Here is a 14,975-nt window from a genome sequence, read left to right as displayed (position 1 = left end):
TCAAACGATTGTGTGTAAATTCATTTGCAAACGTCTTATTTTTAGGTAAGATAATACATGTTATTGTTTTACTTAAGGAGTCGGTCCAATATGCAAAATAACCATAAATCACCATGGCAGCAAATCGATTACAATTTAGTATTTATTTTATTTCTCATGGTCATCACGAGCTGTATTGCTATCTATAGTGCACAAATGATGGACCAGTACGGAAGCAACTTTGTTATTAAGCAGCTTGCTTGGTACTTTGTAGGCGGAATCGCTATTATAGGCGTGATGTTCTTGGACTTTGACCAGTTCAGAAAATTATCTTGGCATCTTTATGGCCTTGGAATTCTGTTATTGATAGGTATCATTATTGCACCAGAAAGCATTGTACCAAATATTAACGGTGCCCAAGCTTGGTACAGATTTGGACCTTTTGCTCTTCAACCGTCAGAACTCGTAAAAGTGGCACTCGTTATCTCGCTTGCCAACACGATTACGACTCATAATGAAAAGTATATTATAAGAACGATGCATGAAGACCTATTACTTCTTGGTAAAATTGCACTGATTGCTGGGGTTCCGACATTGCTGGTTCTCATGCAGCCCGATTTAGGTACGACCCTCGTGTTCATGGCGATTACGATCAGCCTTTTACTCGTATCGGGAATTAGATGGAGAATCATCTTTGTTCTTATTCTTTCCTTTATTTTGTTCATCTCAATCTTAGTTTGGATTTATTTCACTTTTCCACACTTTTTCGTTGAACATATACTGGATCAATATCAATTAAATCGTTTTTATGCTTGGCTCGATCCATATGGACATAAAGATGCCGGCTATCATACGCGAAATGCATTACTGGCTATCGGCAGCGGAATGTTATTTGGAAAAGGATTTACAGAAGGAACCGTTTATTTACCAGAAGCCCAAACCGATTTTATCTTTTCAATCATTGGTGAAGAGTGGGGATTTTTAGGCTCCAGCATCATCATCTCATTGTTCTTTTTGATGATTTATAGAATGATTAATACAGCACTCGAAAGTAATGAACCTTTCGGAAGCTACCTATGTGCGGGTGTTATCGGGATGTTAACCTTCCAAGTATTCCAAAACATAGGAATGAACATACAAGTTATGCCGATTACAGGGATACCTCTTCCCTTTATCAGCTATGGTGGAAGTTCTATTCTCGCCTATATGATCGCGTTCGGTCTTGTTCTGAATGTCCGCTCACGAACGGTTAAGTACATGTTTGAATAACACCTGCATAGCAGGTGTTTTTCTTTTGCAATTGAGTTATCCTAATGAAGAACGAGGTGAGTAATTTGAAATACGATATCATCGGTGATATTCATGGCTGTTTTGATGAATATCAGCAACTTGCAGAAAAATTGGGATATGATTGGAACAATGGTTTACCTCGGCATAAGGATGCAAGAAAACTTGTCTTTTTAGGAGACTTAACAGACAGAGGACCCGCTTCCATTCAAGTTATGGAGCATGTCTATCATCTTGTCCAAAATAATTTAGCTCTTTATACGCCTGGCAACCATTGTGACAAGCTTTATCGTTATTTTTTAGGCAGAAAAGTTCAAATTAGACATGGACTGGAAACGACTGTCGCTGAACTTGAAGAGCTTGATTCAAATAAAAGATCAGCAGTAAAGGAACACTTTTGTTTCCTCTATGAAAATGCACCTCTCTATCTTGAGTTGGACGAAGGGAAACTAGTCATAGCACATGCAGGCATCCGAGCTGATTTCATAGGTCAATCAGGGAATAAAGTAAAGACATTTGTATTGTACGGAGATATTACCGGTGAAACAAATCCTGATGGCACTCCTGTCCGTAGAGACTGGGCTAAGAAACATGAAGGCCCTCAGACAATCGTTTACGGTCACACACCTGTAGAAAGTGTGCGGCATGTCCAAAACACTTGGAACATTGACACAGGATGCGTTTTTGGCGGGAAACTAAGCGCACTTCGATATCCTGAAATGGATGCGGTGAGTGTACCATCCTCTATGCCGTTCTTATCAGAGAAATTCCGTTCTTTCGAAGATTAATAAATAGCAGTTTTCGTAAGCTTTGTTATATAAGGTTAATTTCCGTTGCAGTGGCTCACTTCCCACTGTCAAGAAAGCCGAGGGCAACAATATTTCGTCCGAGTAAATATGCTTCTCATTTTTCGGGGATTCTCGCCCCGCTGCGGTTGGACAGGTGAGACACCTAAAAGTGAAACGTCCGAATGTGGCTCACCGCCTGCCCGCTGAAAGCGAGCATCCTGAAACGGAAATCAACCACTTTCAAAGGCAATAATGAACACGAAAAGAGCCAATAAAAAAGGAGCAGCAGTTATGTAACTACTCTCCTTTCCTTCATTACTTTACAAATGATTCAGATCATATCCAAACATAATAAAGTCATTTCTGTAAATTTTTTGGACTAAACGTTTTGTAACGGCATCATAAAAATTCTGATAAGGCGGAAGTTGACTGTTTTTCATAATACTAGGAAACATATTAACATCTGCAAATAAGCTTTTTAAGTTTTGGTTCATATTATGAGAAACATGATGATGCGACTTACTAATCTCTTCTAATGGCGATGCTGAAAGCCTATACTTTTTTTCAAAATTTCTTATCTCTGCGTTAAACTCTTCTAGTTTAATGTAATTTTTGATAAACAATTCTTCCCCCTCTATATATTGCATCGCAATATGCGAATTAACTTCCTCTCGATTAACGCCAATGGCTCTCAATCTATAAAGAAACTGTCTGAAAGATAATCCGTTTTTTACCCCCGGTGCAATTTGATTCATGATTTCAGGAACAGCCAACACTGCAAAATAAGAACTGACTGCCCTTTTAAATGGGTTACGGACAAGCTTATACATATCTTTGTTCCCATGTGTAATTTCGTTTTTTATAGAAAGCTGGTAATCAGACTGTGCTTCAAAAATTTGCTCTCTATAATGGTGAATCCATTCAGAAAATTCGTTAGCTTCTTGCAAAAGGCCGACCTGAAAATAAAACCACTTGATTAAAGAGGTGCATCCACACTTAGGGTTCCAAAATAGGATAATGGGAAAATCCTTATGATATAAAGGCAACGGTGCAGTAATTAAGTTTGAAAGAATATGATCTTTATCAGGATTGTTATTAGGCAAGGTTTTCACCCCCGTTCTTCTATTAGTATTAAATGAATGGGGGTGTTTTTTTGATTGTATTTTCTACCATTATTTCGTTCTTCATTTCCATAACATTTTCATGTCTAGGGGAAGAGGTACAGACAGTTGTACAACCTGTTCTGTAAAAGGATGGATAAACATGGTTTTTTCACTATGCAGAGCCTGACGTTTAATTAACGATTCACTTCCGCCATATAAATCATCTCCCAGTAAAGGATGACCAATCGATGCCATATGTACCCTGATTTGATGTGTTCTTCCGGTTTCCAGTTGGAGTCTTACAGCTGAAAAATCACATTTTTCGTTATAGTTTAACTTTACATAATGTGTTATTGAAGGCTGTCCGTCTTCTCTTACCATCCTTTCAATAATACTTTCTGGATTTCTGCCGATTGGGCTATTTATTGTTCCTTTATCACCACATACGTTGCCATGAACAAAAGCGACATACTCTCTCTTTATCGTCTTATCCTTTTGCTGATTAGACATCAGGGAATGGGCAAAACGGTGTTTCGCAACTAGCACGATCCCTGAAGTATCTTTGTCCAAACGATTTACAGCATGAAAAGTAGCCGGAATGCCATTTTTTTTATAATAAAATAAAACAGCTGCAGCTAGTGAACCCTTTGGCTGGTAGAGAGACGGAATCGTAGGCATGCCAGGCGGCTTGTTTATGACAAGAAAATGCTCATCCTCATAGACGATATCTAATGAAAGATCTTCCGCTTCCATTGAATCACTTCTAACTTCAGGGGGAAAGCAAACATGAACTACATCACCTTTTTGAAGCATTTTTCGAACTGTGGACTCTTCTCCATTTACAAAAAGAGCGCCGCCGTGGAACTTTATATCGGTCAGCGCAGCTTTTGATATTTGTTTTTGTTTTAAAAGATCACGTAATAAAATGGGAGCTTCAGTATCTGAAACTTCCCATTTGATTGAAAAAAATTTATTCATTCTATTCCACCAATAAAGGAATCTTTTACCCTTTTCCAAAACGGGAAAGGACGGAATCTCGCAAATCGTATTTTCTCTTCTGCTACCCTGTATTGAATCGACTTTACTTTTTTCTGTACTAAAAATAAATGGTCGATCGTAATATGAAAATCAACATCATTCACTGGCTTTAATATACATGTGTGATGCTGCGGCAATACGAGCGGCGATCCAATCGTACGGAATACACGATTGTTGATTGAAGCCATTTCAGATAGCTGAATCGAAGCAAGCGATGGATGAATGATTGCTCCGCCTAAAGCCTTGTTATACGCAGTACTTCCAGATGGAGTCGAAATGCAAAGACCATCACCACGGAATGTTTCAAATCGGTCTCCTTTTATCTCAACATCCATTACTAATGATCCTTCTACACTTTTCACGGTACATTCATTAACAGCTAAGTATCTTTTCTCATCTAAACCATCGATATATCGTACTGTAACTTCTAATAATGGATATTCAACAATCTGAAAAGGTGTTTTTGCAATATGTATGACTAATTTTTCTACTTCTTCAGGGAGCCAGTCAGCAAAAAAACCAAGATGTCCTGTATGAACACCTACGAAAGCGGTCTGATCAATTCGATGCACGTAATGATGGAAAGCATGCAATAGCGTCCCGTCACCGCCTACCGTAATAACGATATCAGGTTCTTTTTCTTCATATACCAATTCGAACTCTTCTAAATAAGACCTGATCTTCTCCGTGAGTGTGTTCGATTTGTTGTCTCCTTTAGATATGACGGCAAATTTCATTTCGTATCCACCCTTTATGAATCAAGATTCGTTTCGCTGGATTGATCGTTTCTCTCTAGAAACACGAGCTGAGCATCCTGTATCTCGCCCCTGATTTGAGACATTTCTTCATCAAGACGGTTTGCAGCCTCAGCTGCTCTTTGAAGACGTTCCCGAATATCTTCAGGGATCTGACCCTGATACTTATAATTAATGGAGTGCTCGATCGTTGCCCAAAAATTCATAGCAAGCGTACGAATTTGAATTTCAGCTAAAATTTTCTTTTCGCCTTCCAGTACTTGAACTGGATATTCAATGACAACGTGATAGGATCTGTACCCGCTTGGTTTTTTATGTGTGATATAATCACGTTCTTCCAAAATGGTAAAATCATTGCGCTGACGAAGCAAATTAATGACTGTTTCAATATCGTTCGTAAACTGGCACATAATCCGTATGCCAGCCAAATCCTGGAGTTCGTTCTCTAACCGGTCTTCTGTGATATTTTTCTGATACGCTTTGTTGATTATTGATTTTACCGGTTTCACTCTGCCTGTTACGAACTCGATCGGACAAGACTGACTTGATTTTTCAAATTGTTCCCTTATTCCCCGGAACTTAATTTTCAGTTCATCTACAGCTTGCTTATAAGGAACTAACAGAGTTTCCCAGTCCATATTCATCCGGCGTTCTCCTCTGTGCCAAATATTTTCATCACTTCATCTTCCATTTGCTGCCCATAGTTTGCGTTACCTTTAATATTCTCAGTCAAATATTCCATTTCCTTGTTAAAGGAGCTTAATTTCAGCTTTTCACCTGTATCGTTTTGTATCCATACATCTGAACTGTTAGAAATCGCTTCTCTTAAATCTTCCCAGTGATTGTTATCAATTGCTATATAAATAAATCCTTCGCTGTTTTCTAATACATAGATAAAAGATAGACCATCAGAATCTACTAACATTCTCTCACTATCTTTCCATTCCATGATTCCTTTACTTTCTTGAAGTGGTACGTTTAATACAAGTGTGTTGTTTTCCCATGCAGTTGACTGCACATTCAATCGTAGTGGCATCATCATAAAAACCTCCTGTTTCTTCACTAATAGTGTAACATAAAATGCGATAAAATTATGAAATTGAGAAGCTTGTTTGACTGTGAGATAATGGTTTTACTTTCTTAATACAACTGGAGGAAACACAGTGGCACAAGAAATCGAGATTGAATTTAAAAATATCCTGACATATGAAGAATATTCACGTCTCCTACATGCGTTTTCTGTTCAAAAGACCGCACTTAAGGAACAAACCAACTATTATTTTGATACTGCCGATTTTCAATTAAAGACTCATAAAAGTGCATTGCGAATTCGATTAAAACACAATACATATACGCTAACCCTTAAACAGCAAAAGGAGGAGCATATACTTGAAACCCATCAACAGCTGAGTGAAGAAATGTTTTCTAACGTAATAAATGGGCATACGCTTCCAGCTGGTGAGGTCACAACAATACTTGAAAACTTACATATTCCACTAGATAAAATCCACCACTTGGGCGAATTGACGACCCATCGGGCAGAAATTCCTTATGAAAACGGGTTACTCGTTTTTGATGAAAATCATTATTTAGGTAAAATCGACTATGAACTTGAATACGAATCAGCCGATTATATAAAAGGGAAAGAAATTTTCCTTTCGCTTTTACAAGAAAAAAACATCCCAATCCGTGATACAGAAAGTAAAATTTACCGATTTTTTCTGGAAAAACATAATCGAGGTGGACAATCTTGAACATTCAATCTTGGAAAGCCTTAATGGAAATCCAAGCTTTACAGCAAATTAATATAAATACTCCCTCTTCAAATACTCGAGAAGACAGTGAGAATTCTTTTTCATCACTATTACAAGAAGCTTATGCTAAGACAGGATTGCCTGCTTCATCAGGAACCGGGCTCGATTTTAATCAAAGCGTTCAGCTACAAATGCCTAGCCAAACATCGTTGTTAAATACTAACTTTTTGAGTCCTTCATTTCCCGTTGGTGAGATGACCTCAGCTAATATGAGCATCCCTTCCAAGGATCTTGATGAACTTATTACTCGTACGGCTTCAAAATTTGGTGTTGATCCACAATTGATTCGCTCGGTCATCAAGCACGAATCTAACTTTAAGACTACTGCCATCAGCCATGCTGGTGCTCAAGGTCTTATGCAGCTCATGCCTGCTACGGCAAAATCACTTGGGGTTACGAATGCACTCGATCCTGTTCAAAACGTTGAAGCAGGGACCAAATACTTAAAAATGATGCTTGAAAAATATGATGGCAATGAGCAGCTCGCCCTTGCCGCATATAACGCCGGACCGGGAAACGTAGATAAATATAATGGAATCCCGCCTTTTAAAGAAACGATCGCTTATGTCAATAAAATCATGAATACGTACAAAACAAGTATCTGAACTCTCCTTCTGGAGGGTTTTTATTTTGAGCTTAAAGGTTCTTATTGTTTGCTTACAATTGAGGAACCTTGCTACAATAAAATTACAAATTAACGCAAGGAGCTTTTGCACCATGTTTGACGAAAAAAAAACACCCTATGAACTGATTGGACAAAGACACGGAATTGAGAAGCTTGTCACTTCCTTTTATGCATTAGTAAGTAAAGATCCTGTTCTGTCTCCTCTTTTTCCTGAAGACTTAACAGAAACAGCTTATAAGCAGACACTATTTTTAACTCAGTTTTTGGGTGGACCACCTTTATATACAGAAGAATTCGGACATCCTATGCTAAGAGCACGCCATATGCCTTTCCCGATTACTGATGTACATGCCGAGAGATGGCTTAGCTGCATGGAACGGGCGATGACAGGACAAAAGCTCGAATCACATCTTCAGGAATTTTTATTAAGCCGATTGAAAATGACAGCCTATCATATGGTTAATACAGAAAGGAGCGAGAACGCTGACACATAATAAGTCCAATTTTTTGTACGACGATCATGAGAAGTTTATCCGTCAAGTTAATCAAAAGCCATTGGAAATCTATTCTGTCATCGATCCGCTTTGTCCAGAATGTTGGTCATTGGAACCTGTTTTAAAGAAGCTGCAAGTTCATTATGGCCATTATTTTACACTGCGCCACTTTGTAAGTGGTAGTTTGGAATCATTAAATACGTATGTACCCAAAAATAGAAAAGGGTTAAAAACTGCAGAACAAATTGCTGACAAGTGGAAGAAAACAGCTTCTTTGACTGGCATGAGCTGTGATGGTGATGTATGGTTAGAAAATCCCGTTTCATCCCCCATTAAAGCTACTTTGGCGATAAAAGCTGCAGAACTTCAAGGGAAACAGCAAGGCATGAAGTTTCTCAGAAAACTGCAGGAAAATTTATTTTTAAATAAACGGGATATCGGAAATGAAGAAGTTCTCTGTGATATTGCACGCTCAGTCGGTCTTGATGAAGAGGAATTTTTAAAAGACTTATCATCGGCTGCCGCGATAAAAGCGCTGCATTGTGATTTGAAATTTTCAAAAGAGATGGATGTTACACAAATCCCAACATTGATTGTATTTAATGATAAAACGGACGATGATGGCATAAAAATATCTGGCCGCTATTCCTATGATGTTTATGTAGAAATTTTACGGGAGATGCTCGGTTTTCCTATCGAACCTGCTCCGCTTCCAGATCTCGAAGAGTTCCTTTCAATCTATACATTTGTTGCAACGAAAGAAGTATCTGTCGTATATCAAATCAGCAATGAAGAAGCTGAAAAACAGTTAAAACGACTCGTGTTGAAACAAAAAGTAGAACGTGTTCCATTTAAATACGGAACCTTTTGGAGATATGTTCAAAATCGCTAATTTGAAAAGAGGCCGATCCAGTAGTAGTTATACTTTGGATTCGCCTCTTTTTCGTTTTTGCTTGATTTTATTTGTTTGATTGCCTCAGCCATCACCTTTTGTCCATGGCAGTGTTATTGCTTCAGCATTCGTTGATAAAAATGCACATCCTGCCACTCATTAAATTTAAAACCTACCTCTTTAAAGCAGCCTACAAATTCAAACCCGAACTTTTTATGAAGGTAGACACTTCCTTCGTTACCGCCTGTAATGCCGCCGATTACCGTGTGATAGCCCAGTGTGTCTGCTCTATGCAGAATCTCTTTCATCAGCTTGTTACCAATTCCCTTACCTTGATGATTCCAATGCATGTATATGGATAATTCTGTACTTTTCGCATAAGCTGGCTTATCTCGAAATGGACTTAAACAGCTATAACCAATTACTTTATTTTCTTCGATAGCTACGATCAGCGGATACTTTTCGTTAAATTTAGTAAACCAGCTTAGTCTTTCATCTAATGTTTGTTCGTTTAAATCAAAAGTCGCTGTTAAATGCTTTATCGCATAATTATAAATCTCTAATATCTCGGGCAAATCGTGCTGCACTGCTTCTCTAATGTGTATCATCCTTGGTGACCCTCTTTCTAAACGATAGTTATCCATTTCATATAAGCATCTTTTGGACGTGCTTGCATATCCTCATTTTATCAGAATAAATATGTACAAAGGAGGAGTCACAATGTATTTAATACTTTTTCTCATCAGCTTAATTTCATTAGGGGGAAGTTTTTATTTCTTTGTCCTCTCCCTGTTAAATATGGCACCTAAAATCTTAGCGATCCCGCTGTTGTTTGTTGCAATTCTGTTTACTACGGTTTGCTATAATTATCGGTCTAAATTGAAAAAAATCGGATAAATAACATGAACAATTAGTTGGGTAATATCAGCAAAAAAGAAGCCTTTCTAGGGCTTCTTTTTTTGAATAAGCGTCTTCTTTGAAGTAATCTCGCTAAAATAGGCCATAATCTCGAGAGTCAACTCGATTCAGTTAAACCAAACTTACTGTTATGATACAAAAAAACCACTGACCTTAAGTTCCGTCAGTGGTTTTACCGATTTTACTTTTCAAAAAGCAATTCTTCCATTTCATCCAAAATAGATTCGAATACTTTAAGCGCGTTTTCAATCGGCTCTGGAGTTGTCATATCAACGCCAGCTTTTTTCAATACTTCGATCGGATAATCCGAGCTTCCCGCTTTTAAGAAATCAAGGTAACGTTCAACAGCTGGTTTTCCTTCTTCAAGGATTTGTTTAGATAAAGAAGCAGCTGCGCTGAATCCTGTTGCATATTGATATACATAGAAGTTGTAGTAGAAGTGAGGAATTCTAGCCCACTCCAATCCAATTTCCTCGTCGATCACAAGATCTTCACCAAAATATTTCACGTTAAGATCATAATAGATCTTCGTTAACAATTCGGGTGTAAGCGGTTCTCCATTTGCTGCACGAACATGGATTTCCTGTTCGAATTCAGCAAACATAGTCTGACGGAAAACTGTACCTCTAAAACCTTCTAAGTGATGGTTCAGCAAGTATAGTTTTTCTTTTTTGTCAGATGTTTTCTGCAGCATATAGTGATTAAGAAGTGCTTCGTTGCATGTAGATGCTACTTCTGCAACAAAGATGGAGTAATCAGCATAAGGATATGGCTGATTTTCACGTGTATAATGGCTGTGAACCGAGTGACCGATTTCGTGCGTCAATGTAAAAAGGTTATTAACGTTATCTTGCCAGTTCATTAAAATATATGGCATAGTCCCATAAGCACCAGAAGAATAAGCACCGCTTCGTTTGCCAGCATTTTCATGAACGTCAATCCAGCGTTTTTCATAACCTTCTTTTACAATCGCTTTGTACTCATCACCCATTGGATCCAAGCTATCTAGTACAAGCTGCTGTGCTTCTTTAAAGCTGACTTCCATCTTTGCATCTTTAACGAGCGGCGTATAAAGATCATACATGTGAAGTTCTTCTAGACCAAGCGCTTTTTTACGCAGACGTACATAACGGTGCAGGAGATGAAGGTTATCGTTTACTGTCTTAACCAAGTTATCATAAACAGCTTCCGGGATGTTGTTATTGTTCAGTGCAGCCTCACGCGCTGAATTAAAATGACGGACTTTGGCAAAGAAGTTATCACGCTTTACAGTACCAGCGAGGGTGCTTGAAAACGTATTTTTATAAGAGTCATATGTTCCATAAACGGCTTTAAAAGCTTCTTCTCTTACGCTGCGGTCAGAGCTTTCTAAGAAACGGATATAACGGCCATGGGTGATTTCAATCTCTTCACCATTCTCGTCTTTAATAACCGGAAACTTTAAATCAGCATTGTTCAGCATGCCAAAAGTATTGCTTGATGTATTGGCTACTTCTCTAAAATCAGCTAATAGTGCCTCCTCTTCTTTTGAAAGAACGTGAGGACGCTGGCGGTTAATTTCATCTAAAGCATGTTTATAAAGTTTTAACGGTTCATAGCTTTTTAAATACTCTGTAAGAGTATCTTCTGAGAGTGATAAAATTTCAGGAACAGCAAAAGATACTGTGCTGCTAACTTGTGTGGCTAGATTTGAAGCTCGATCGTTCAATCCTTGGTATAAAGAATTTGTAGTGTCCTGGTCATATCTCATATGAGCATATGTATATAGCTTACCAAGCTTTTTCGTAACTTCATCCTGCTTTTGAAAATAGGAGTAAAGCGTTTCAGCAGATTCGCCTAATTTTCCTTGATAGGATTTCAATTCAGGAAGAAGCTCTTTTGTTTCTGTAAATTCCTTTTCCCATACGTCATCCGTCGAATAAATCGCTTCTAAATCCCATGTATCAGCTACAGGAACTTCATTACGTTTCGGTAATGATTTGGTTTTTGTTTGAGACATACCCACACCTCCAAGTAAATTCAAAGAAAAATGCTAACATTCTCCTTATGTATATCTACATTTTACCAGAAAATGCTTATACAAAGTCAAAAAATCCGCCTTTTAAACTGAAAATTTTGTCTTGTTGAAAAGCTTCGTCCAAAGTTGCAGGGTATGGTGCTGTTGCTGACTTCTTATATAAGTTTTCATGAATTTGAATGATGAATTTTTCTTTTTCTAAATAGGTCAAATAAGCTTGCAGTGCTGCCGTATAGCTCTCTTTTAAATACGGAAAACTTCTGACAGAAAAAATACCTTTAGAAATCAATCTCATAAATTCTGTTTCGATCTGTGAAAAAGAAAATGGGCCAGGGAGTCTTTCTACATAATAAAGGAGATAAGACTGCCAAATAAAAGCGGCTGTTTCAAAGTGGTAAAAGTTTCGAGTAGGCATTCCTGCTAATGGTGAGTACAATGTTAGCGATTTATGGTGGAAATAAAGTATTTTTTTCAGATACATACTTGCTGGACTTTTGTTTTTAAATGCTGATTTTCTCCAGATGTACTTTTGGTTTATCCATTGATTTAAAACGTAATTATAATCCGCTGTTTTCTTATTTAATTGATCTAAATCGATTATCTCTTTTAATGAATATGATATTCCTTTACCTAAAATTTTGCTTGAAGTCACCGGCACAATATTCTCCACGACTAAAAATTGCAGCTGTAAAGGGCAAAAATAATAAAGATATAGTCTTCCTTGTGGATCTTTCTTGGCTGCTGTTAAGTCACGGTTCTGAATGGAAAAAAACTGATTGGATAACTTCTTTAAACGCCTTTTTCCGAAAATCCAATCTGATTGAATATGAAGAGATTGATATCCTTCAATTCTGCTATGCAATATATCTTTATTCATAGAAGCGCACTGAAATTCTAACGCATGATTTTTTTGTGGAAGATAGATATCGGGGCGCTGTTCAATCTCACGTAAGTAATGCTCTAAGATGGGAGCTCGTTTATTCATTTGCAGCCAATTAAATAATTGTTTTTTACCAAGTAAATGATATTCTGTTTCCTTTTCATGAAATGCCAGGCAGTTTGAATCAGCGGAATGAGCAAAATGCCAAACCTTTTTGTTCCCGCACTTTGGTATAACTTTCTTTTGACAAACGGGACACACCAGCAGAGCCGCTTTCATCTTTTCTTTCCATTCTTCTTTCGTAATTCTTCCGAGCATGTTTACCAACTGGTCTTTAAATAAAGCTACTAACAAATGAGATCCCTTCCTTCTTTTCATTCATTATTATGAAGGAACAAACCTCTTAGTACATGTTATGTAATTCTTAATAAATGGTAGTAGAATTCAGGAATTGCAGAATATTAGAAAGAAAAAAAACAAAAACCGATTTCAATTTTAGTTGAAATCGGCTATTTCTTATAATTTAAAATATTGTTGTACGTGATCTAATGCATTTTCGGAAACGATACTTTTTCCATACTCCTGAATCCGATAAATAGAAAGATCAGAGTCGTTACCGTATTCGAGAAGCTGTGCCAGTAAATCATCTTGCTCTCTGTCAGTTGCTTCTGCATTAAACGTCACGTAAAGAAAATATTTTCCTTCGAAATGATACAAAGAGTTTTCGAAGGATGAAGAATCAATCGTATGACTTAATAAAATAACATCTTCAAAGTCATTAAAAACAAACAAGAAGGATAGATAATCTTCATCTGTTTCTTCTAATTCATCATATTCTTCCTCTTCAACTTGAAATTGCTGATCTAGCAGCTTCTCAATATGCTGATCCACTGGGAGATCCAGCTTATCATCGCCGATAGGAAGTTCAATCTTTTTACCATCCTTAGACATTTGGGCTCTTGTAACGATTATTTCCAATCCCTTATCTAAAGCTTGGACTTGTATCCATAGAGGACCTTCTAAAGGAAATTGTTCTTGCTGATGCGCTTCATCCATCATTTCCCAAAAAAGTTCTTCTCCTCTTTCTCGATCAGACCAAATTTCTTCACGGTCAAAACCACGAGCTTCTATGTCACGGTACGTAATAAAAAATTTTATGGTGAACTCATTCACTCTTTCAATTTCCATGTCTGCTTCTCTCCCTTCTCTCCGGTTTGTTCGTGAAGGGATAAATACCCCTAGAAAAAAGCATTTTAAAGTTCCTTTAAGTTCTCATCCAATAACACGTCAATCACTATAAACCTCTTGTACCTTATTCTATGACAAATCAGCTAATATGGAAATAAAAAAGGCGTAAAATAACTGCCCTTTTTTCCACTCATAAAATGAAGGTTAATCCGGCTTCAAACTTGACGCAAAGTACAAGCTAGACTATAATTCATTAGGTCTTAAAGGTTAACATATTGTACCATAACTCACATGAAATTTCATTAATCACGGGGGGCTTAAGCTTGGAAACTGATTTTCTCATATCCCTTTTACAAATCATCGCAATTGATATACTGCTTGGTGGTGATAATGCCATTGTCATTGCACTGGCAAGCCGAAACTTACCTGAAACTCAAAGAAATAAAGCTATCTTTTTAGGAACTGGACTTGCAATCATTGTTCGTATCATCTTAACAGTCCTTGCTGTTTATTTACTTAATATTCCTTACTTGTACTTAGTGGGCGGCATTTTGCTAGTTATCATCGCTTATAAGCTTATCCTTGAAGAAGATGAAGACCTTAATGTAAAAGCTGGCAAAAGCTTATCTGACGCCGTGAAAACAATTGTCTTTGCCGATATCGCAATGGGACTTGATAATGTACTGGCAGTTGCTGGAGCTGCTCATGGAAATATTATTTTAGTCATGATCGGACTTTTAGTTTCTGTACCTATAATTATATGGGGCAGTAAAATAATATTACACTTTATGGAGCGTTTTCCATTATTAATTTATTTGGGAGCAGGCGTACTTGCCTTTACAGCAGCTGGTATGATTACAGAGGAAAAAATGATTCATTCTGTATTTGCGGATAATCCAATGCTTGAATACGGAGTATATATCTTCTTAATACTTGGTGTAATTTTTGGTGGTATTTTTACGAATAAGTTAAAAGGAAAAACAACAAAATAATTATTAAATCCTGCTCAATTCAATGGGCAGGATTTTTATTTTCTTTTAAGTTGAATTTACTAGCCCGTTCTTTCTATAAGGAAAGAACTTTTTTATAAATTTCACTTTAGGATGTTCGTTTTTATTAACGTATTCTAGCCTATCCCAAATAACGATAAATTACCCTAAATAAAAAACTTCCGTTGAAACTAACGGAAGTTTGTTT

The 14,975-nt window shown here is 37.2% G+C and carries 17 protein-coding genes; 8 read left to right on the top strand and 9 right to left on the bottom strand.

Going from position 1 to position 14,975, the window contains the following annotated elements; translation table 11 throughout:
• Nucleotides 1-90: 90 nt before the first annotated feature.
• On the top strand, nt 91-1,248 hold the full coding sequence (locus tag J2X07_RS04950; protein WP_310257170.1) for an FtsW/RodA/SpoVE family cell cycle protein: 1,158 nt from the start codon (nt 91-93) through the stop codon (nt 1,246-1,248).
• Nucleotides 1,249-1,313: 65 nt separating this feature from the next.
• Nucleotides 1,314-2,054, top strand: a complete 741-nt coding sequence (gene prpE, locus J2X07_RS04945) for a bis(5'-nucleosyl)-tetraphosphatase PrpE (protein ID WP_310257165.1) — start codon at nt 1,314-1,316, stop codon at nt 2,052-2,054.
• A 320-nt stretch (nt 2,055-2,374) separates the two neighbouring features.
• Here prpE and J2X07_RS04940 read toward each other — a convergent pair whose 3' ends face one another.
• The 5 genes from J2X07_RS04940 to J2X07_RS04920 all read right to left on the bottom strand — a co-directional run bounded on the left by J2X07_RS04940 (nt 2,375) and on the right by J2X07_RS04920 (nt 5,992).
• Complete coding sequence (locus J2X07_RS04940) at nt 2,375-3,157, bottom strand: sulfotransferase family 2 domain-containing protein (RefSeq protein WP_310257162.1); 783 nt, start codon at nt 3,155-3,157, stop codon at nt 2,375-2,377.
• 81 nt (nt 3,158-3,238) lie between these two features.
• On the bottom strand, nt 3,239-4,135 hold the full coding sequence (locus J2X07_RS04935; RefSeq protein WP_310257159.1) for an RluA family pseudouridine synthase: 897 nt from the start codon (nt 4,133-4,135) through the stop codon (nt 3,239-3,241).
• Nucleotides 4,132-4,932 (bottom strand): NAD kinase, encoded by an 801-nt coding sequence (locus J2X07_RS04930; protein ID WP_310257156.1) that lies wholly within the window; start codon nt 4,930-4,932, stop codon nt 4,132-4,134. Before J2X07_RS04930 ends, J2X07_RS04935 begins: the two co-directional genes overlap by 4 nt.
• Nucleotides 4,933-4,946: 14 nt before the next feature.
• Nucleotides 4,947-5,588, bottom strand: a complete 642-nt coding sequence (locus J2X07_RS04925; RefSeq protein ID WP_396193593.1) for a GTP pyrophosphokinase family protein — start codon at nt 5,586-5,588, stop codon at nt 4,947-4,949.
• A gap of 2 nt (nt 5,589-5,590) precedes the next feature.
• Nucleotides 5,591-5,992: a hypothetical protein gene (locus J2X07_RS04920; RefSeq protein WP_310257154.1), complete on the bottom strand. Its 402-nt coding sequence runs from the start codon at nt 5,990-5,992 to the stop codon at nt 5,591-5,593.
• 121 nt (nt 5,993-6,113) lie between these two features.
• Here J2X07_RS04920 and J2X07_RS04915 point away from each other — a divergent pair, with 121 nt between their 5' ends.
• The 4 genes from J2X07_RS04915 (at nt 6,114) to J2X07_RS04900 (ending at nt 8,775) form a co-directional block, all read left to right on the top strand.
• Nucleotides 6,114-6,704, top strand: coding sequence for a CYTH domain-containing protein (locus J2X07_RS04915; protein ID WP_310257153.1), 591 nt, complete (start codon nt 6,114-6,116; stop codon nt 6,702-6,704).
• On the top strand, nt 6,701-7,369 hold the full coding sequence (locus J2X07_RS04910) for a lytic transglycosylase domain-containing protein (protein ID WP_310257151.1): 669 nt from the start codon (nt 6,701-6,703) through the stop codon (nt 7,367-7,369). The genes J2X07_RS04915 and J2X07_RS04910 overlap by 4 nt, the downstream gene beginning before the upstream one ends.
• A gap of 112 nt (nt 7,370-7,481) precedes the next feature.
• Nucleotides 7,482-7,883, top strand: a complete 402-nt coding sequence (locus tag J2X07_RS04905) for a globin (protein ID WP_310257149.1) — start codon at nt 7,482-7,484, stop codon at nt 7,881-7,883.
• 13 nt (nt 7,884-7,896) lie between these two features.
• Entirely contained in the window at nt 7,897-8,775 is an 879-nt protein-coding gene (locus J2X07_RS04900) for a ClpXP adapter SpxH family protein (protein WP_310257147.1), read from the top strand.
• Between the two features lie 113 nt (nt 8,776-8,888).
• Here J2X07_RS04900 and J2X07_RS04895 read toward each other — a convergent pair whose 3' ends face one another.
• Nucleotides 8,889-9,383 (bottom strand): GNAT family N-acetyltransferase, encoded by a 495-nt coding sequence (locus tag J2X07_RS04895; RefSeq protein WP_310257145.1) that lies wholly within the window; start codon nt 9,381-9,383, stop codon nt 8,889-8,891.
• A 112-nt stretch (nt 9,384-9,495) separates the two neighbouring features.
• Between J2X07_RS04895 and J2X07_RS04890 the strand changes: the two genes are divergently transcribed.
• On the top strand, nt 9,496-9,672 hold the full coding sequence (locus J2X07_RS04890; protein ID WP_310257143.1) for a hypothetical protein: 177 nt from the start codon (nt 9,496-9,498) through the stop codon (nt 9,670-9,672).
• Nucleotides 9,673-9,874: 202 nt separating this feature from the next.
• Here J2X07_RS04890 and pepF read toward each other — a convergent pair whose 3' ends face one another.
• From pepF to mecA, 3 genes are all read right to left on the bottom strand, one after another.
• Nucleotides 9,875-11,692: an oligoendopeptidase F gene (gene pepF, locus J2X07_RS04885; RefSeq protein WP_310257141.1), complete on the bottom strand. Its 1,818-nt coding sequence runs from the start codon at nt 11,690-11,692 to the stop codon at nt 9,875-9,877.
• Nucleotides 11,693-11,768: 76 nt separating this feature from the next.
• Complete coding sequence (locus tag J2X07_RS04880) at nt 11,769-12,944, bottom strand: competence protein CoiA (RefSeq protein WP_310257139.1); 1,176 nt, start codon at nt 12,942-12,944, stop codon at nt 11,769-11,771.
• Nucleotides 12,945-13,106: 162 nt separating this feature from the next.
• Complete coding sequence (mecA, locus tag J2X07_RS04875) at nt 13,107-13,778, bottom strand: adaptor protein MecA (protein WP_310257136.1); 672 nt, start codon at nt 13,776-13,778, stop codon at nt 13,107-13,109.
• A gap of 323 nt (nt 13,779-14,101) precedes the next feature.
• Here mecA and J2X07_RS04870 point away from each other — a divergent pair, with 323 nt between their 5' ends.
• Nucleotides 14,102-14,770: a TerC family protein gene (locus J2X07_RS04870; RefSeq protein WP_310257133.1), complete on the top strand. Its 669-nt coding sequence runs from the start codon at nt 14,102-14,104 to the stop codon at nt 14,768-14,770.
• The last annotated feature ends 205 nt before the right edge of the window (nt 14,771-14,975 follow it).

The sequence above is a fragment of the Fictibacillus barbaricus genome (assembly GCF_031457135.1).
GTDB classification, from domain to species: domain Bacteria; phylum Bacillota; class Bacilli; order Bacillales; family Fictibacillaceae; genus Fictibacillus; species Fictibacillus barbaricus_A.
Note: the sequence above shows the minus strand (reverse complement) of the source record. Positions and strands in the feature narration are given on the sequence as shown.

Bases quoted from the DNA above. Each gene is read 5' to 3' on its own strand.
- J2X07_RS04895 (WP_310257145.1), bottom strand. From the start codon at position 9,383: ATGATACACATTAGAGAAGCAGTGCAGCACGATTTGCCCGAGATATTA.
- mecA (WP_310257136.1), bottom strand. From the start codon at position 13,778: ATGGAAATTGAAAGAGTGAATGAGTTCACCATAAAATTTTTTATTACG.
- pepF (WP_310257141.1), bottom strand. From the start codon at position 11,692: ATGTCTCAAACAAAAACCAAATCATTACCGAAACGTAATGAAGTTCCT.
- J2X07_RS04890 (WP_310257143.1), top strand. From the start codon at position 9,496: ATGTATTTAATACTTTTTCTCATCAGCTTAATTTCATTAGGGGGAAGT.
- J2X07_RS04950 (WP_310257170.1), top strand. From the start codon at position 91: ATGCAAAATAACCATAAATCACCATGGCAGCAAATCGATTACAATTTA.
- J2X07_RS04925 (WP_396193593.1), bottom strand. From the start codon at position 5,588: ATGGACTGGGAAACTCTGTTAGTTCCTTATAAGCAAGCTGTAGATGAA.
- J2X07_RS04930 (WP_310257156.1), bottom strand. From the start codon at position 4,932: ATGAAATTTGCCGTCATATCTAAAGGAGACAACAAATCGAACACACTC.
- J2X07_RS04935 (WP_310257159.1), bottom strand. From the start codon at position 4,135: ATGAATAAATTTTTTTCAATCAAATGGGAAGTTTCAGATACTGAAGCT.
- J2X07_RS04920 (WP_310257154.1), bottom strand. From the start codon at position 5,992: ATGATGATGCCACTACGATTGAATGTGCAGTCAACTGCATGGGAAAAC.
- J2X07_RS04905 (WP_310257149.1), top strand. From the start codon at position 7,482: ATGTTTGACGAAAAAAAAACACCCTATGAACTGATTGGACAAAGACAC.